Genomic DNA, 18958 nt, shown 5'->3' with positions numbered 1-18958 from the left:
AGGGGCATTAACTGGCTGGATATACTATCTAACGAGTCATCTATTTCGCGTTAGCAGTTAGCCTTAAATCTTACCGACTAGGTCGATTGATGGCGCCAACGTTTCTTCACCTGGCTGCCATTTAGCTGGACATACTTCACCATCGTGACTAGCAACATACTGAGCAGCTTGAATTTTACGCAGTAATTCAGATGCGCTACGGCCAATACCTAGGTCGTGTATTTCAGCTACTTTAACTTGGCCTTCTGGGTTAATAACGAAAGTACCACGCAGTGCTAAACCATCTTCTTCAATCATCACACCAAAGTTGCGAGTAATAGTGCCCGTTGGGTCACCAATCATTGGATAGGTGATTTTACCTATAGTGTCTGAACTTGAGTGCCATGCTTTGTGAGTAAAGTGAGTGTCAGTTGATACTGAGTAAACCTCTACGCCCATTGATTGAAGCTTTTCATAATGGTCAGCCATATCACCCAATTCTGTAGGACATACGAAAGTGAAGTCAGCTGGGTAGAAAAACACTACAGACCACTTACCTAATAAGTCTTGCTCTGTCACTTCAACGAATGCGCCGTTGTGAAATGCTGTGGCTTTGAATGGCTTGATAGTGCTGTTGATAATTGATTGTGTCATGATTAACTCCATTGTATTAATTAACTTAGTAAGGTTTTTTAATGTGGACTTAGTTTTAATTTAATCTTGCTTTAAAACTGCGCCCTGTTTCGATGGAGTTAGAATACGCTGACAGGTTAATTATGTATAACGGATAAAATCTATCATCCTAATCGGTTTTACAACTGAACCATAATCCGTTATCGATTTATTATATTGAATAGCAGAATGTTTAAAAATAGCGATTACTGCCAAGGCTCAAAACGGGTGAGCACCCTAGGTATATTAATATCTAACGCTTGGGATAAAGTTTGCTGGTTGGCTTTATTACTCATTGCAGCAAGCCCCTGGATTTGATTTGTAGCAAAAACAACCCAGTTGCCCCCGCCAGTTAAACACGCATGAATATGACTAAAGTGCATCTGTAAGTGGCTGAGTAATGTAGTGTTGTTACGGTGTTCTTTCCAGCAGTTAAGTACCAATATCCCGTCGGCTTTAAGCCCTAAGTAACAATGCTCGGTAAACTCAGCGGATAGTAGTGTTGGGTCAACTCCCTTTTCACTGTAAATATCGACAAACAACATATCGCATTTCTTAAAATCACCAGCCTTTAGAAAATGATTAGCGTTTTGATGAATAACAGTCAGCTTTTTACCTATGGGTAATTGAAAAAATCTTTTAGCGGCGTGAATAACCTGCTCCCTTAACTCTACGGCAGTGATTTTAATCGCCGCATCGTAATGACGTAAAGCATGCACTAACGCGCCACCACCTAATCCTAAAATCACCACACTTTTAGGCTGCTTTGCCATTAATGCGCATAACATAGCTTGCACATAGGTATGCTGAGGGACAAAAGGCTCTGTTTTATCCATTTTACTTTGTTCATCATTATCACCAAATGATAAGACCCTAAAGTGGCCATCATCAAGCACAAATATGTCACCAAACTCATCGGCACTTGTGTGTAACACTTTATAATCAGACATATCATTCCATCTTTAAATTTAAAATAAATTAAATTAACTTTAAATTAATCAACAAGCCAAATTGCTTGAAAAGCCGTATTATAACTGATAACAACTGCATATTGAGATTGTATTATTTAGGACGTGTTATGTTGAATCAAACTATGATGGTGTTGCTGTATTTAGGGATGTTTATCATTGCCCAAAATCAGCTAAAGAAGTGGATTAAAATTCAAGCCATTAAAAAACAGGTTAGTGAAGTGCGTAGCCGATTGGTGACGAGACTGATTTCATATTTTATGTTTTTTGTTACCTTGTCCGTTATTGCCATTTCATTGGGTTTAGGCTACCAAGAAGTGTCATTATTCGTCTCATCAGCATTCGCTGTACTAGGTGTGGCCCTGTTTGCTCAATGGTCTATTTTGAGTAATATTACCGCAGGCGTATTGATCTTTTTTGTGTTCCCGTACCGCATTGGCGATCGGATCAAAATTGTTGAAAAAGATGAAGATATGTCTGGGGTAATCGTAGAAATATCCTTATTTCATATTCTGCTTAAACGCGACTCAGGTGATGTAATGACTTACCCAAATAGCTTGATGCTCCAAAAAGGGGTGATTAAGCTAGCGAATGACGCGCCGACCAAACAAAAAGTCACCGCTAAACGGGTTATTCCCAAACGGTTATAATAAACTAACCTCAATTGTAAAACGTAAAAGGCGCCTGAAGCGCCTTTTTGTTGTCTATCATAGTGTCAATTTTACGCTTTCGAGTGATTTTTGATAATAACACCATTAAAACAGTGAAGTTTAATTCAAGGTTCGCTGAAAAAAAGCCACCGCCTGCAAATACATTTGAATAGCTAATGCGGGGTCGTAACGCTCGCCTTCATCGCGCATAAAGGCGTGTTGAGCATTCACTTCTAACCAACTAAAATTAGCGTTTACTTGCTCTAACTGATGATAAATAGCTTTACGCCCTTCACTTGAAACGTGTGGGTCTTGCTTGCCAAACACCATCACCAACTCACCTTTAATATCACTCGCACGGGTAAGCGAATCATTATCAGGCTTGCACGGTAACGTATTAGAATGAATATCGGTTGCATATAAACAAAATGCGCCCCTAATATCAGGATTCAATGCAGCACGAAACGCTAAGTGACCGCCAATACATACACCCATTGCGCCAACTTTATCACTGCAATAGGTTTGCGAACGTGCAAAATCAATTAATGCCTGGGTATCACTGTCATGGTGCTCAAGCGGTTTGGCAAACTTATCTTGGTTGCCTTTATCTTTGCCTGCATCATCATAAGCCAATACTGTCCCTATAGGATTAAGTTCATGAAAGACTTCAGGCACCAACACGACAAAACCATGCCCCGCCATGATGGCTGCGGTACGCGCTATTGGCGCAGTTAACTGAAAAATTTCAGAATAAAAAATCACACTAGCAAACTGCCCTGCTTGATCAGGGCGAAATACCGTGGTGCGCATTGTGCCTGTAGGCGTGGTAATATCATGTACTTGGGTTGAAATAATCATAATGCCTCTTGCAAAAAATTGGCGCCATAAGACGCCAATCTATCAATAATGAGTCTCTGTTAACAGAGCTCGTTGCCAGATTTGTCACCTGCTAGCAGCGCTTTAACATTATTCAAAGTGGTTAAGGCTATCGCGTTTAAGGCTTCTTCGGTTAAAAAGGCTTGATGCCCAGTGAAGATAACATTGTGGCATGCTGATAGGCGCCGAAAAACATCATCTTGAATTATTTCACTGGATTTATCTTCAAAAAATAATCCTTTCTCATTTTCATAAACATCTAGCCCTAATGATCCAAGCTGACCTTCTTTTAAGGCTTCCATTGCATCTATCGCATTGAGTAAACCGCCACGGCTAGTATTAATTACCATCACCCCTTTTTTCATTTTATGAAAACTGCTTTGACACAATAAATGATGATTATCCGCAGTTAAAGGGCAATGTAGACTGATGATGTCGCATACCGGATAAATCTCATCCAAACTGACATATTCAACCCCTAACTCAGTAACCGCGGGGTTAGGATAAGGATCATATGCCAAAACTTTACAACCAAAACCTTGGAGTATTTTAATCGTCGCTAGGCCAATTTTACCGGTACCAATAACACCAACAGTTTTACCAAACATGTTAAAACCGACTAACCCTGTTAGGGCAAAATTAGCATCACGTGTACGTTGATACGCTTTATGAATTTTACGATTAAGGGTTAGCATTAACGCAACACTGTGCTCAGCGACAGATTCAGGCGAGTAAGCAGGGACGTTAACAACCTGCATTCCCAAACGCTTTGCCGCAACCAAATCAACATTGTTAAAGCCTGCACAGCGCATCGCAATGACTTTTGTGCCCCCTTTGGCTAACTCAACTAATACTTCTTCACACAATGAGTCGTTAACAAAAGCACAAACAACTTGAAAGCCTTCTGCCAGTTTGGCATTTTGCATGCAAAGTCGATAATCAAAATATTCAATTTGTGCACCAAACTCTTTATTTGTGCGATTAAAGTGATGAATATCATATGTTTTAGCACTAAAAAAACCAATTCTCATAATATGTCCTACAGCTAAAGGCTTAACAATACTGCTGTATTTCTAGACTCACTCTTAGTTAAAAGCGCGTTAGGTCTACCAGCCAGTTTGTCAGCAAACTCAATTTTGTATCCAGTGTATGTGAATGACGCATTGATGTCGTTAATAAGTCGCTACAAAAATCGAAAATGTGAGTAGTTTCGCCCTATTTATGGCGGGCCATAACAACAAAAAAGCGAGCCTGATGAAGGGCTCGCTGAGAATGTAAATCGCCAATTGCAAAACAAATAACGGCTTATCTTAATGCTCTTTAGCGTATTTTGCTGCTTGCTCTCCGGCAATACGACCAAAAGTGACAATATCTGAAATCGCATTACCGCCGAGCCTGTTGGTACCATGCACCCCACCAGTAATTTCTCCAGCAGCAAACATCCCAGGAATATTTTTACCACTGACGCCTTTTACTTCGGTTTCAGTATCAATAACCACCCCACCCATGGTGTGGTGTACAGCTGGTGCCACTTCGATAGCATAATAAGGAGCAGATGCTAATTCTCGAGGTAAGTCTTGACGTTCAAATTGAGTATCTTTGCCCGCTTTAACTATTCCATTGTAATCAGCTAATGTTTTGGTTAACTCTGCGTCAGGCATGTTGAGTTTTTTAGCAAGCTCGTTTAAATCTTTGCCTTCATTAACTATATGTAAGTGAATATAACCTTCTATTTTACTCAAACTTTTACGCACTGAGTCATCAAATACTAAGTAAGCACTGGCGCCTTTTTGATTTAAAATAGCAGCCGATGCTTTGTCACGTGTGGTTAGCTCATTAACGAAACGTTTACCATCACGGTTAACTAAAATTGCACCATTACCACGGACTGCTTCAGTCACCATAACGCCACCCACAGGTGAGTAAGTTGGATGCGCTTGTACGTATTGAAGATCTTTGGTTGCAGCGCCTGCTAACTCAGCAACATCTAATCCATCGCCAGTAGCACCAGCATGGTTAGTAGATTTAAAGCCTTTTAAGCTAGGGTCATACTTAGCCACACGTTCATTATTTTTAGCAAAGCCACCTGTTGCAATAACAACCGAGTCTGCATTTATCACGTAATAACCTGTGTATGCACCTTTAACTAAGACACCGGTGACTTTGCCGGATGCATCTTCAATAATGCGCACAACACGACTATTAAGCCTGATATCAGTATCACGGCTTATTGCAGCATCCCAAAGTACTTGTGCCACATGTGCGCCAACGCCTGCACCACCAGTGGGACGATGACTACGATTAACACTCGCGCCTCCCATACGGCCAACATCGGTTAAATCTGCACCTAATGCTGTCAACCAATCAACGGAATCAGATGAATTATTCGCTAACACTTTTACCAATGCAGGATCATTAAGATTACCGCCCCCCTTCATGGTGTCATCGATCATAACTTGTTTTTTATCTTCAATTTTCAGTGTTGCTTGGGCTTTGGTTTCTGCCGCATTCATGCCCCCTGCGGCTAATTTTGTATTACCACCAGCCACTGGTTCTTTTTCTAATAAAATAACTTTAGCACCATGATTACGTGCAGAAACGGCCGCCGCTAAACCCGCACCACCTGAACCAATAATAACCACATCGGTCGTTTCTTTTGCACCTTTAGCAATCGCTTGATCTTGTGCTGTTTTGTCGGCATTAACTGGCACAAACTCACGCTGCCATTTCCCCGAAAATGGCATTTGATATTCAAAGCTATGGCAAGAATCACAGTAAGTGACTGACTTTTCATGCCCAGAGTGACAGCTGGTACAGCTAACATCGCCAATTAAATGTGATTGATGTGGTGAAACAATACCTTCTCGCTCTGTTTCGGCAACTTCCTTTAGAGTGCCGTGACAACTGGTACATTGGGCATTTTCATAGGTTAAGTTGTCGCCAGTTGGCCCTTTTTTATTAACGTGACAAGTATCACAACTACCCATTTCAGCATGAAAATCGGCTAAGTTTTCTGGTGCTGCATATGTAGCTGAACTTAACGCACCCGAAACCAGTAACGCTAATAGTGATTTTGTTGTGTGTGTTAGCATTATATCCCCCTGCCTTGCGGCATTAATCGTACAACTAACATACCACCCTCTAAAGAGGTACACTGGTAGCAAGGTCACACATCAATAACCTCCTTCAATTTATGGATATATTTGCGTGTCAGCGCATTGTTTAACATAGTCAGATTTTGATTTACCTCCCAAAAACTAAGCTGATTTCTGCTAATTAACTTTGGGGTTGTTAATATGATTAGACTCAACCGATGATAAGAAGCTTTAATGAGCATGCATGCAAAACAGCAACGGCTTTCCGAAACACGCTTTTGGTTTGAACGATTAACCAAAACGGGCCTTAGGGCGTTACATATTATTGGTGTTGTTGGGGCTGGTGGCGGCATATTACTGCACGTTGATAAAAGTCTATGGTTGCCTTACTGGATCATCACCCTGACAACAGGGATTTTGCTGATGACATGGGAAATTATCAGAGACTGGCACTGGCTGATTCAATTAAAAGGGGTGCTGACGCTTACCAAGGTTGGATTATTATTTTTGTTGATGCTACTAACTGATTGGCAGGTGGAAATTATTACTCTTTTAGTATTACTTTCGGTGCTGGTGTCACATGGTCCTGCTGGTCTGCGTCATTATTCAGTAGTGCATCGCAAGGTTATCCATGGTAAAAAAGAGATTAAAGGTTAGTCTCTCATCAAAGGACACAGGATGTTCCCCTATCCAGAACAATATCGCACTGCGACGCCCCCACTGACAACCACTTTTATGGTGTTTTGGGCTTTACTGAGTCACAGTATTTTTGCCGATGCGAGTCCATTTGCACTTTACCCACTAATAATGTTGTTTCCATTTGTTATTTTATTTCATGGTTATTTAATTTGGCTAGCAAAGGGGATGAGTCGATTAGATCAATGTTTTTATGCGCTCGTGCATATCCCATTAGCATTTGTGGTGTGGACATTTACCATTATGCTGGTCAATGGCGAAGCTTTTTCTTAAGTTAGCTTTTTTATGATCCACTTGCATCTTATAAGGTGGATCAGTATCTTTGCCATCCTTTCATACCTCCCGCTATAGAGACACACCATGGCAGACTTTATCTACCAACCAGCAACTGAACCTTGGTTGGATATAATCCATCAAGATAAAGATATTATTGTGATCAATAAACCGTCTGGCTTGCTGTCGGTTCCAGGCAGAGAAGCGCAATACCATGACAGTGTTTTTTCTCGCGTATTACGTGATTATCCTAATGCACAAATCGTTCACCGTTTAGATATGGCGACATCAGGGATTATCGTCTTAGCCTTACGAAAAAATGCTGAACGAGAATTAAAACGTCAGTTTAGAGATCGAGAAACCCACAAAGTGTACTTTGCCCGTGTTGCAGGCCACATGAAGGCGTCAATAACACGTGTTTCACTGCCGTTAATTTGTGATTGGCCTAACCGTCCCAAACAAAAGGTCGACCATTTGGTGGGAAAGCCCTCTGAAACCCTAATTGACATTATCAGCTATGCTAAGCGTTCAACCCTGGTAAAATTGACCCCTATTACTGGTCGTTCACACCAACTCCGTGTGCATATGATGGCATTAGGCCATCCTATTCTTGGTGATGGTTTCTACGCAGACCCATTAGCAAAAAGTTTGGCACCACGCTTACTGCTACATGCCACCGAGTTATCTATAAAGCATCCTTACTCAGCGCAGCTAATGCACTTTAGTTCGTTACCCAATTTTATAGAGCCAATCACTGAACAGTAATTTTGATAGTAATTACATAACAAAAGACGTAAATTAATGCCTATTCAAATAGAAAATAGGCATTTTACTGTGGATAGCTCATTTCAGCGCGACCAACTTGACAACCTAATTTTATCGGCATTAATGGAAGATGCACGTACGCCATTTGCCGAGCTGGCTAAACGGTTTTCAGTTAGCGCAGGCACCATTCATGTCCGCGTTGAAAAAATGAAACAAGCAGGCATCATCACAGGGGCACAAATTACCGTTAATCCTAAAGCATTGGGTTACGATGTTTGCTGCTTTATTGGTATTAATTTGAAAAGTGCCGGTGATTATCCCGCCGCCATAGCAAAATTAAATGCATTAGATGAAGTGGTTGAGGCATATTATACTACGGGTAATTACTCCATTTTTGTAAAGGTAATGTGCCAATCTATAGATGGATTACAACATGTATTGATTAATCGCATACAGTCAATAGACGAAATTCAGTCAACAGAAACCTTAATTAGCCTGCAAAACCCCATCGTAAGAGCGGTTAAGCCTTAGAACAATTAGCTATAAGCTAATATAAGCAACATACTATTCCGTATAATAAAAACAATAGTTTTTTCCTTTAACTCATTACATTTGTTGCCCAGTTGTGATAAAAATGTCTGCGGCGCATTACATGATGCAACATAAACATTATAAAAATATTACAATTACACCCCACGACCTATCTATGGATTGTTATTCAATTCTTAAGACACACATTGAGGGTGACTTGAAACAAGGAAGACGTTGTGAAGACTAAACTATCACTCGCTATTTCAGCGGCATTAATTTCAAGTGTTACTTATGCGAACACTGATTACACTGGTTTACAGTATTCTCCAGAATTACAATCCACTGACAATTATAAAAAATCTACTGTTAAAGCAAATGGTATAACAGCTCCTCAACGCTTTATTGTTGAGCTGTCTTCTCCAGCAGTAGCGCTCTATCAAGGTGGCATTAAAAACCTAGCAGCCACAGCAATCAAATCTAAAGATGGTAAGATTGACATTCAATCGGCTCCAGTTAAAGACTACGCTTCACACCTAACTGCAGAGCAAAATAAATTTGCCAGCGCGTTAACTAAAGTAGCGGGCAACGCCAAAGTAGAACGTAAGTTCAAAACACTATTTAACGGCGTATCTATTGCCGGCCAAGGTTTAACCATTGAAGCGTTAATGGCAATTCCCGGTGTTAAGGCGGTTTACCCTGAAACAATGTATGAAGCACAAATGGATGCTTCACATGAGATAATCAATAGCCAAGCAATGTGGAATGCAGTTAACGGCATGGAAAATGCTGGTAAAGGCGTTAAGGTTGCTATCATTGATGGTGGTATTCGCCCAGAAAACCCAATGTTTGCAGATGACGGCTTTGAAGCGCCAAAAGGTGCTCTTCCAACAGATGATTACTGTTCAACAGTTGATACCAGCTTTTGTAACAATAAATTGATTGTAGCTCGCTGGTCTGCTCCTACATTCCCAGTTTGTGCTGACGAATATATGAGCCCACTAGGTTATGGTGGTCATGGTACTCACGTTGCTGGTACTGCTGTAGGTAATAAAGTTGATGTAACTTATGAAGGCGTAGATGTCACCCTTTCAGGTGTTGCTCCAGCGGCTTACTTAATGGCCTATAAAGCGCTTTACAACAAAGCGGATTGTTCTGGCGGTAGTGGTTCTAACATTATGCTTATGGAAGCATTAGAGCACGCAGTAAACGATGGCGCTGATGTAATTAACAACTCTTGGGGTGGCGGTGCTGGTGGCGATCCTGCTAGCAGCCCATACAAAACAATGTTTGAAGCTGCTGAAGCAGCAGGCATTGTTGTTGTAAGTGCAGCTGGTAATGACGGTAATGGCGCTAAAACTATTGGTTGCCCTGCTTGTATCGAATCCGGTATCACAGTAGCCAACAGCACTACAGGTCGTTTCTTTGCTAACGCATTTAATGCTGGCGGTGAAGACTTACTCGCTATTCCAGGATCTGATACTGTTTTTGAACTAGATATTACCGCACCAATTATTGCGGCTAAAAATATTGCTGCCGAAAACTTCACCGGTTGTGCGCCTTTTGCTGCAGATTCTTTCAAAGACGGCATAGCACTTATTTCTCGTGGTGCCTGTAATTTCAGCTTAAAAGCGACTAACGCAATGAATGCTGGCGCTAAAGCCGTTGTGGTTTACAACAGTGCACCAGGCGCTCCAATTACCATGTCTATGCCAGGGGTTACTTTCCCATCTGTTATGATTTCAAAAGCAGATGGTGACTCAATTATTGATTCATTAGGTGACACAGCTACAGCTGGTACTATTTCTGCTGAAATTAAGCGTATAGTATCCCAAGGCCTTGCTGATATGATCAACCAATCGAGCTCTCGCGGGCCTAACGGTAATGAAAATATCTTAAAACCAGACTTAGCTGCTCCTGGTACAAGTATTTTATCTGCATTCTCTCCTGATGATGGCGGAAAACCTTTCAATGCCATTACAGGTACAAGTATGGCAAGTCCTCACGTTGCTGGTGCAGCGGCCTTAATGGCGCAATTACATCCAGACTGGTCTGCGATTGATATTAAAACAGCACTAACTTCTACAGCCCAAATGGCTGACATTTTAGATGATGACGCTGTTACACCGGCATCACCATTTGCTATGGGCGCTGGCCGTATGGATTTAGACGCTGCTGCTAAAGCAGTGTTAACCTTCGACAAGCCTTCTATTGCTGCTGATTCATGTGTAGGCGTATGTACCTTCACACGTACAGTTAACAACAAAAGTGCTGAAGCAACATCATGGGCTTTAGCAGCTAAAGCTGACTCTGCTGGCATAATGGTTTCTCCAACAACATTAGAACTTGCTGCAGGCGCTTCTGCAACCTTCACGGTTACTGTTGATTCTTCTTACAGCACTTACGGTGAGTGGATATTTGGTAACATCATGCTGACTAGCAATGATGGCAAACAAGGTGCACACCTACCTCTAGCTGTACTTGCTAGAGAAACAAGTGACTCTTCTTTAATCAACACCTTTACTACCGATGCTGATATTACCACTGCTGATGAATTTGAAATCAAGGCTGTTGTTAATAACACTATGTTTGACGGTAATACCACCATCACAGCTACAGCCCCTAAAGGCACAAAACTGACAAGCAAAGATGATGTTATGGTTAACATGGCAGATGCGACTCAGAATGGTATGAGCGTTGATGAAAAAACGGGTGTAATTACTTGGGTTGGTAACATGAAACTTCCTAAGATGGTTTCAGCTAAAGGAACGGGTTCTTATCCAAATATTACAGATTTAGGTTTGTCGTTTACCCCAGTATGTGCTGATGGTTGTGATGAAGCTAACTTTGTATTTAATGTTCCTGCCTATAAGTATAACGGCCAAGAATATACTCAAATTACCATGTCTGACAATGGTATTGTTATTCCAGGCAACAGCGCAACTGCTGGCACATATGCTAACAAGCAGCTACCTGATTCTGGCACTCCTAACAACATTGTTGCCCCATTCTGGTCTGATTTCGATTTAAGCGATGGATCTGTTGGTGATACTGGTGGCGGAGCAATGTCTATTGGTGTCGTAAATGGTAGTACTTCACGATGGGTTGTTGTTGAATGGAATGACGCACAGTTATATGGTGACACTTCAGGTGATCAATATAGCTTCAGCGTATGGTTTAAAACCGGTGCGGCTGAAGAAGTGACATTTAATTACTTCAAAGTTCCAACAATGCCTGCTGCACTAACAATCGGCGCAGAAAACATCGGTGGATCGATTGGTACAACTTACCACTTCAATGGTACTGGTGGAACTGTAGCTGCAAATGATTATGTAGAAATTTCAGCAGCTTCAGCAGGTAGTGTCGAGTTAGCTTATAAAGTAAAAACTACTGAGTTTAACTTTGGCCAAGCTGATGTACTAGAAATTGTTGAAGACAGTTCTGCATCAATGAATGTGCTTCTTAATGATACTAAAGCCGATCAAAAAGTGGCTCGAGTTCAAGTATCAGGTTCTGGTATGACAGCAAAAGCACAAAGTGTAATTGATGTAATGCCATCTGGCGCACTAACAAATGTAATGATTTCTAAGCAACCAGCAAATGGTACTGCTGTGATTTCAGAAACAGGTGAATTAACTTACACTCCAAAAGCAAACTTCTTCGGCAAAGATACTCTTTCTTATACCGCTGAGGATGCAGCAGGAAATGTAATTACACCAACTGCTGTTTCACTAACAGTTAGTAATGTTAATGATGCGCCTACTGTCGCTCCAACATCTACTGATAAGATTGTTGGCTTAACAACTTATGTTTCTTCAAATGCTAAAGATCTTGATGGTGATAAGCTAACTTATACTTGGGTACAAACTTCTGGGCCTACTGTAAGTTTCGATGCTACAGCGAAAGACATTAGCTTTATAACTACAGAAGTTGCCACATATGCTTTCACTGTTATGGCTAATGATGGCAAGCTAGACAGCAACCTAGGTGAAGTCTCGGTCAAATCAACACCAAAGCCAGATAATGACAATGGTGGTTCTCTAGGCTGGTTAACAACGTTATTACTACCTTTAGCGGCATTGCGTCGTCGTAAGCACTAATAAACAACGTTAACGTGTAAAACAAAAAACCAGTTGCTCCGGCAACTGGTTTTTTATTAGTGTAGCTGAGCTCGATTTCTTCATCTGAAACATCAGCATGAGATGTCGTATCAAACTGTTCGATTTCAGCAAACCTGCTAAATCAGAAACTTGATCCAACCATTTTAAACTGACGATTAAACCCCTCTGCTGCAGTTTGTTGTAACTGCCTCACAATGCGTTCTGCTTCAGAGAATTGATACCCTGCTATTTGATATGCTTTGGACTTCCCAGAGTGTCTAGTGAAAGCTGGGAAGTCCACTTAGCTAAGACTCTAGAGTTAGTCTTGACGGTAAAATGCAGATAATAGAACTCTCGATGAAATGACTTTGACGGCTATCAATTCTTTTCTAAAAATTAGATGTAATAATCTCATAGTACAGTAAGAGCAGAAATAAAATTAAAGGAAGGGACCTACTTGTATCAAGTATCACTAAATAAGCATAAAAAAAGCCCCGTTCAATTAAGAACAGGGCTTTAAATAATGGTACCCGAGGACGGACTTGAACCGTCACTTCTTTCGAAATCGGATTTTGAATCCGACGTGTCTACCGATTTCACCACTCGGGCAGTGCCTTTTAAGCTACATTTAGCTTTGCAAAGAAATCTTAAAAAAATATCTTTGCAAAACTCTAGTATTACTTCACTTAATGAGTATCAATTAAGTGAACAGAATTATACCCATGCTTATGACAATGGCAAGTCCTTTGGGTTGACTTTACTGACAAAAGTGAACAATTGCCTAAATTCTCAACGCTTCCTCAAAATAAGCTGTAAAAAACACCACTAATTTAAAAAGTTCGCTGTAGTGAGCAGAAGCTAATTTCTACCAGCTAGAGCACATAAACGCCATAAAGATCACATTTACACACTGGTATACCTAATAATAGAGTCAATCATTGATCAAGATCAGTTTTGCAATTTTATTTCAGCATTATGATAACTAGGACTTCACAAATAAAAGGATAGATATCATGGCATTTTGGTTAGATTTAATGTTTGGAAACCCAATTGGATTAATGTCTATGATTGTCATTTTTAGTACTTTGGGAATTGTATCTTACTTAATGTGGATGTTTATTGTGAAGTCTGCACCAGGCAATGATGAATAACATCATTGCTATAATATTATATCTGTTCGTTATTCTTAGTCATTTACGATAATTATAAATTCTGATCCATTTTAGGGGCTAATTTAGCCCCCCTTTCTTATTGCGCAAATTTCTATAAAACAGAGTTTCTGACACCTTTGTCTCTAAAAATGAAGGCTATTAAGCTGCATGTTTACGGGGTTGAACTAGGCCACTGATAAAGTGAGGTCTGGTCTTCAATAAATAAGTCAACTCTTCTTGTGTAGGTTCTCCTGCAGGTAAACGTAGCACGTCACGGTTTAAATAAATCCGCGCAGGCATGGAGATTTTATACTCTGCTGTAGGACCTTGAATCGCATAATGGCGCTGGTTACCTAGCTCTTCCAGAATATTGGTATGCAATAAACTTTTCACTGCCAACTCATTTTGGGGCAATGCTAATATAGTTGCACCTTGTAAAAAGAACTCTCTCAACAACGCCCTTTCGGCAGGATCAAGTAGTTTTACTTTAGCTTCTATAGTTTCAACTGTTCTTTTTTGACGTAAATGCTGTATGGACTCATCAGCAACAAAGCTCACCAATTGACTTAAAAAGTATGCCGCCCCCACGATTAAAGCTAAACCAATAAGATAGTTATACTGTGCGACAATTTCAGCAAGGGCTAACTGAGACAAAAGATCTTTCGGGGCAAATAATAACCCCAAGCATAACACTACCAACCATAACATCGCACTCATGAAAGTACGCTTTGCATTACTTAAGCTAATTGCTTTAATCATCGCTTTTTTCATCACAGCCTCAGTGTCAGAAATTTGAACATCTAATTTCTTGAAAGCAAGTTTAATGCCACCTTTAGCCGGTAAATTAATTAACATCAATATAATAAAGTTTGCTCTGAAATTGAAAAATCAATAGAAAAGTAGTGAATTAAATATAGCTATAATATAAATTTTGAACTAACTTGTTATATAAGCACTTAGATTAATTAAATAAATAAAAATATGCTGAAATTTTCCAACCAACTATTCACTAGTCCTATCGGTCGAAAGCTTATGCTTTCGATTGTGCTTTTTAGTTCACTTATTACCCTTCTTACGACTATTTATCAGTTATTTAACGATTACAACAGTGATGTAAACCGTATAGATAGAGCATTCTCTAGTATCGAAAAAGTAAATTTAGAAGTATTAGCTGCCAGTATTTGGGTAATAGATGAGCGCTTAATTAGTACTCAGTTAGACGGTTTAAGTCAATTACCTGACATTACCTATATCTCAATTAAGGATGATAGCGGTCAAGAGTGGCAGGCAGGTAAGTATCATCAGACATCGACGATTGAGAAACAATTTGATCTTATTTACACCAATTCAAATCAGATAAAGGTAGGCACTTTACTCGTCCAAGCCGACCTGAACATTATTTACGATAGGCTTTATGATAAAGCTATCCTCATATTGCTATCAAACGCGATAAAAACCTTTTTAGTTGCTGGTTTTATTCTATTCTTGGTTTGGTTGAACATCACAAAACACTTACTCAAGCTCAGTCAATATTGTGAGCAAATAAGTTTGGATAAACCTTTTAATCCCTTAGTTTTTGACCATAAAAGTAAACGTGACGAATTTGCTATGGTGGCAAAAGCGATTAATAGCATGCAACAGCAAGTAAGAGCCTCATTTGCCGATGAACAAGAATCGAAAACAGCATTACAAAGTGCACTGGAAGATCGAGAACGATTACTTAAACTTGAGCGAAGCTATAAAGATGAACTGGCTCGACAAGTTAAAGAACAAACCAAAGAACTAGAGCAGTCATTACTGATTTTAAAACGTGCTCAGCAAGTGCTTGTCGAGCAGGAAAAAATGGCAGCATTAGGGGGATTAGTTTCAGGATTAGCACATGAGATAAATACCCCTATTGGTATATGTTTAACTGCAGCAAGCTCTCAACTCTCTCATGTAGAAGATTTAATTAAGCTCATCCATAGCGAGCATGCCACCTTGGAGGAGATAAACCGTATTCTTGAAGAGTACCAGCAAAGTTGTGAACTAATAGTTAATAATATTACTCGAGCCAGCACATTAATCCAAAAATTCAAAACGGTAGCAGCAGAGCAACGTTATGAGAAAAATACTCAGTTTAATTTGAAAAAACAGCTAGAAGACATTATCGAATCAGCTCAAATCATGTTTTCACCACAACATGTGGATATAACTATAAATATAGATGAAAGGTTAGAAATCGTTAGTAACATTAACTTACTCAACCAAATTATTAGTAATATTATTTCTAACGCATATACACACGCATTTAAAGGCGTCGAACACAGTCAAATTATGATAAATGCGGAAATTGAGTATGACAAAGTGAATATTGAAATTCAAAACAATGGTTTGAGTATTCCTGCGGATGTAGCCGACCGCATGTTTGAGCCATTCTTTACTACTGCCAGAAATAGAGGAGGAATAGGTTTAGGGTTAGCCGCAGCATTTAATGCCGCGACCTTACTGCATGGCAACGTCAGATATGAACCTATTTCACCATTAGGCGGCCCAATGTTTATTGTTAGCTTCCCTTATGAAAATGTGCCAAAGTTCGCCGACAATACGTTAATTGTTGAGTAATTGAGTCAGTGAAAAATCACACGAACCAGTAACACCTTAGCTAATAAAGTATTGATATAAAAAAACCAACGACTTAAGCGCTATTATTTCGCACAAGCCTTAGCGGATATTTTAGTTAACACACGACTGGCAGCCATAAAACCGAACGTACCTGTAACCATAGTCACGGCACCAAAGCCTGAAGCACAATCCATTCTCATACTTCCTTCGGCTGTCGCTTTAGTCACGCATACACTGCCATCAGCTTGGGGGTAAACTAAGTGCTGAGTGGAAAACACCGCATCAATAGCAAAGCGTCGCTCAGTATTTTTACTAAACCCATATTCTTTACGTAAAATCCCTCGCACTTTAGCTAATAATGGATCTTGCACTGTTTTTGCTAAATCAGTCACTTGAATTTGACTAGGATCGGTCTGTCCACCCGCACCACCAATAGTTACAATTGGAATTTTATTGCGTTTACAGTGGGCAATTAATCCCGCTTTTTGTTTTACCGCATCAATACAATCGACAACATAATCAATTTGCTGACTATTAGAGGTATTATTTTCACGGGGGAAATATTCGCTCAGGTTGTCTAAGGTAATAAAGTCTTCAATTTCATTAACTTGGCATTCTGGATTAATGTCTCGAATACGTTTTGCCATGACTTCGACTTTTGACTGCCCCACCGTTTGAGCTAAGGCATGAATTTGACGATTAGTATTAGTCACACATATATCATCCAAATCAATTAAACTAATATGGCCGATACCGCTTCTGGCAAGGGCTTCTGCCACCCAAGTTCCCACGCCGCCAATACCAACCACTACCACGTGAGTTTGAGCAAAAGCATTTAATGCTGCTTGACCATATAAACGCCCTATACCTGCAAATCGATTCATATATGCTTCTGACAACATCACATGCCTTTATTCTGACTGACTTAACGAGTTGCCTATTTTAGCCTAGTCGCCGTCAAAGCTAAATGACCTAGGTTTATATAATCACTATTCGAACAAGCTTAAATATCGTCGCTTCATAGATGTTACAAAAGTCAAAAATTAAATATAAAAAACTTTAAATCACAATAGCCTAAAAAATTAAGATACGAGTCCATATTTACAGCTCAATGCTTTAGTTTTAGCTATGCCATTAATGTCGTTAATGAATCGCTAAATAACTGTTCAAACTCATTTTTTGCCTTTAAAAAAATACACCACTTAATTTAACAACTGCTAATCTACATTGTTACTCTTTGAATTTGCTATCAGTAATTGATCGTGACCAAGGCCACTTAAACGCCGAAAAGATGTGCTGATAATCCTTTTTAAAGAACAGTGACACAACGAAAACACTTAATACAATATAAAAACAGCAATAAAACACCTTTCCAGCTCAGTTTTACATATAAAAAATAACTTAAGGTCTAAAAGTTTGATCTCTACCACAAACTAAGCTTAGCAAAACTGTAAAATCTCAAATCAGATTGTTACATGCCACTTTTTGGCATTAATTACTATTAAAACCATTCTTAAAATGGAATCATAGAACGTTAAGTTCTGGGAGTATGAAAGATGAAAAAAACCTTACTATCTGCATCAGTTGCGTCTATTTTAGCTATTACATCATTTGGTGCACTTGCTGATGGCCCTGATTTTTACGGTCGTTTAGATTTATCGCTAACTAACTCAGATGCAGGCTCAACCTTACAAAGTGGCACTAATGGCGTAACTTTAGGTGAGAGCGGCACTTATTTAGAGAATAACTTTTCTAATGTTGGCGTAAAAGGTAACGAGAAAATTTCTGACGGCGTAGAAGTGCTATACCAAATGGAATTTCAAGTTGAAAATACTTCCAATTCAGGAGACACGTTCAAAGCCCGTAATACATTTTTAGGTATCAAAACTTCAGCGGGTTCTGTTTTAGTGGGTCGTAACGACACCGTATTTAAACAATCTGAAGGTGGTGTTGATTTATTTGGCAACTCCAACGCTGATATCGACCGTATCGTCAGCGGCCAAACTCGTAGCGCTGATGGTATATGGTACTACTCTCCAGTTATTGCGGACCTCATCACCCTTAATGCAACCTATTTAATGGAAGATAACCAAGCTTCTGATGACGCTCAGTATGCATTAAGTGTCACCTTAGGTGATAAAGGCTTGGCTAAGCAAAATTACTATGTCGCTGGTGCTTATAACAAAGCTATTGGTGGCGTTGATGCTTACCGTGCTGTAGGTCAAGTTAAGTTTGGCGATTTCAAAGTGGGCGGTTTATTCCAAAACTCTGAAAGCGTAACTGACAGCAACATTGACGGTAACACATATTTTGTCAACGCGGTTTACAACTTAAATGGTGTTAACTTAAAAGTAGAATATGGTCAAGATGAAGCTGGTTTTGGTAAGTACTACAAAGCCTTAGGTCAAGCAGGTGCTGATGATATCAATGTACAAAATATCACAGTGGGTGCTGATTATCGTGTAGCCAAATCGACGTTATTATTCGCACATTATGCTATGTATGAAGGTGACTACACTGAAACTAACGTTAAAACTGATCTAAAAGATGATAACGTATTCACTGTAGGCGTACGTTACGACTTCTAATCTAATTAGGCGT

Annotated in this window: 16 protein-coding genes and 1 tRNA gene; 9 read left to right on the top strand and 8 right to left on the bottom strand. The window is 39.8% G+C overall.

The window, feature by feature from the left end; all coding sequences use genetic code 11:
• Positions 1 to 63: 63 nt before the first annotated feature.
• Both ahpC and ACRWQM_RS02575 read right to left on the bottom strand, forming a co-directional pair.
• Positions 64 to 633: an alkyl hydroperoxide reductase subunit C gene (ahpC, locus tag ACRWQM_RS02580; protein ID WP_434927205.1), complete on the bottom strand. Its 570-nt coding sequence runs from the start codon at positions 631 to 633 to the stop codon at positions 64 to 66.
• A 224-nt stretch (positions 634 to 857) separates the two neighbouring features.
• Complete coding sequence (locus tag ACRWQM_RS02575) at positions 858 to 1601, bottom strand: spermidine synthase (protein WP_434931169.1); 744 nt, start codon at positions 1599 to 1601, stop codon at positions 858 to 860.
• 128 nt (positions 1602 to 1729) lie between these two features.
• Here ACRWQM_RS02575 and ACRWQM_RS02570 point away from each other — a divergent pair, with 128 nt between their 5' ends.
• Positions 1730 to 2269 (top strand): mechanosensitive ion channel domain-containing protein, encoded by a 540-nt coding sequence (locus ACRWQM_RS02570; RefSeq protein WP_434927207.1) that lies wholly within the window; start codon positions 1730 to 1732, stop codon positions 2267 to 2269.
• 120 nt (positions 2270 to 2389) lie between these two features.
• On the opposite strand, the gene ACRWQM_RS02565 is transcribed toward ACRWQM_RS02570, so the two are convergent.
• The 3 genes from ACRWQM_RS02565 to ACRWQM_RS02555 form a co-directional block, all read right to left on the bottom strand.
• Complete coding sequence (locus ACRWQM_RS02565; RefSeq protein ID WP_434931167.1) at positions 2390 to 3127, bottom strand: dienelactone hydrolase family protein; 738 nt, start codon at positions 3125 to 3127, stop codon at positions 2390 to 2392.
• Between the two features lie 59 nt (positions 3128 to 3186).
• Complete coding sequence (locus tag ACRWQM_RS02560) at positions 3187 to 4176, bottom strand: 2-hydroxyacid dehydrogenase (protein ID WP_434931166.1); 990 nt, start codon at positions 4174 to 4176, stop codon at positions 3187 to 3189.
• Positions 4177 to 4455: 279 nt separating this feature from the next.
• Positions 4456 to 6237, bottom strand: coding sequence for a flavocytochrome c (locus ACRWQM_RS02555; protein WP_434931165.1), 1782 nt, complete (start codon positions 6235 to 6237; stop codon positions 4456 to 4458).
• A gap of 243 nt (positions 6238 to 6480) precedes the next feature.
• Here ACRWQM_RS02555 and ACRWQM_RS02550 point away from each other — a divergent pair, with 243 nt between their 5' ends.
• From ACRWQM_RS02550 to ACRWQM_RS02530, 5 genes are all read left to right on the top strand, one after another.
• Positions 6481 to 6897, top strand: a complete 417-nt coding sequence (locus tag ACRWQM_RS02550; protein ID WP_434931962.1) for a hypothetical protein — start codon at positions 6481 to 6483, stop codon at positions 6895 to 6897.
• 21 nt (positions 6898 to 6918) lie between these two features.
• A complete protein-coding gene (locus tag ACRWQM_RS02545; RefSeq protein ID WP_434931164.1) occupies positions 6919 to 7209 on the top strand; it encodes a hypothetical protein in 291 nt (96 codons plus the stop codon).
• An 87-nt stretch (positions 7210 to 7296) separates the two neighbouring features.
• Positions 7297 to 7974 carry a bifunctional tRNA pseudouridine(32) synthase/23S rRNA pseudouridine(746) synthase RluA gene (gene rluA, locus ACRWQM_RS02540; RefSeq protein ID WP_434931163.1) on the top strand — a complete coding sequence of 226 codons (678 nt, stop codon included), beginning with the start codon at positions 7297 to 7299 and terminating at the stop codon, positions 7972 to 7974.
• A 69-nt stretch (positions 7975 to 8043) separates the two neighbouring features.
• Positions 8044 to 8505, top strand: a complete 462-nt coding sequence (gene asnC, locus ACRWQM_RS02535) for a transcriptional regulator AsnC (protein WP_434931961.1) — start codon at positions 8044 to 8046, stop codon at positions 8503 to 8505.
• 236 nt (positions 8506 to 8741) lie between these two features.
• The gene (locus tag ACRWQM_RS02530; RefSeq protein ID WP_434931162.1) at positions 8742 to 12602 is read left to right on the top strand and encodes a S8 family serine peptidase; all 3861 of its coding nucleotides are present in this window, start codon (positions 8742 to 8744) and stop codon (positions 12600 to 12602) included.
• A 524-nt stretch (positions 12603 to 13126) separates the two neighbouring features.
• On the opposite strand, the gene ACRWQM_RS02525 is transcribed toward ACRWQM_RS02530, so the two are convergent.
• A tRNA-Leu gene (locus ACRWQM_RS02525) sits at positions 13127 to 13211 on the bottom strand.
• A gap of 404 nt (positions 13212 to 13615) precedes the next feature.
• Between ACRWQM_RS02525 and ACRWQM_RS02520 the strand changes: the two genes are divergently transcribed.
• Entirely contained in the window at positions 13616 to 13753 is a 138-nt protein-coding gene (locus ACRWQM_RS02520) for a DUF3149 domain-containing protein (protein ID WP_226413189.1), read from the top strand.
• Between the two features lie 159 nt (positions 13754 to 13912).
• Here the strand turns inward: ACRWQM_RS02520 and ACRWQM_RS02515 are convergent, their stop codons facing one another.
• On the bottom strand, positions 13913 to 14524 hold the full coding sequence (locus tag ACRWQM_RS02515; protein WP_434931960.1) for a superinfection exclusion B family protein: 612 nt from the start codon (positions 14522 to 14524) through the stop codon (positions 13913 to 13915).
• 210 nt (positions 14525 to 14734) lie between these two features.
• Between ACRWQM_RS02515 and ACRWQM_RS02510 the strand changes: the two genes are divergently transcribed.
• The gene (locus tag ACRWQM_RS02510; RefSeq protein WP_434931161.1) at positions 14735 to 16357 is read left to right on the top strand and encodes an ATP-binding protein; all 1623 of its coding nucleotides are present in this window, start codon (positions 14735 to 14737) and stop codon (positions 16355 to 16357) included.
• Between the two features lie 83 nt (positions 16358 to 16440).
• Here ACRWQM_RS02510 and tcdA read toward each other — a convergent pair whose 3' ends face one another.
• Complete coding sequence (gene tcdA, locus ACRWQM_RS02505) at positions 16441 to 17256, bottom strand: tRNA cyclic N6-threonylcarbamoyladenosine(37) synthase TcdA (RefSeq protein WP_434931959.1); 816 nt, start codon at positions 17254 to 17256, stop codon at positions 16441 to 16443.
• Positions 17257 to 17913: 657 nt separating this feature from the next.
• Between tcdA and ACRWQM_RS02500 the strand changes: the two genes are divergently transcribed.
• A complete protein-coding gene (locus tag ACRWQM_RS02500) occupies positions 17914 to 18945 on the top strand; it encodes a porin (RefSeq protein ID WP_434931160.1) in 1032 nt (343 codons plus the stop codon).
• The last annotated feature ends 13 nt before the right edge of the window (positions 18946 to 18958 follow it).

This window comes from Shewanella sp. HL-SH5 (genome assembly GCF_051163755.1).
In the GTDB taxonomy this organism is placed as follows: domain Bacteria; phylum Pseudomonadota; class Gammaproteobacteria; order Enterobacterales; family Shewanellaceae; genus Shewanella; species Shewanella glacialimarina.
Note: the sequence above shows the minus strand (reverse complement) of the source record. Positions and strands in the feature narration are given on the sequence as shown.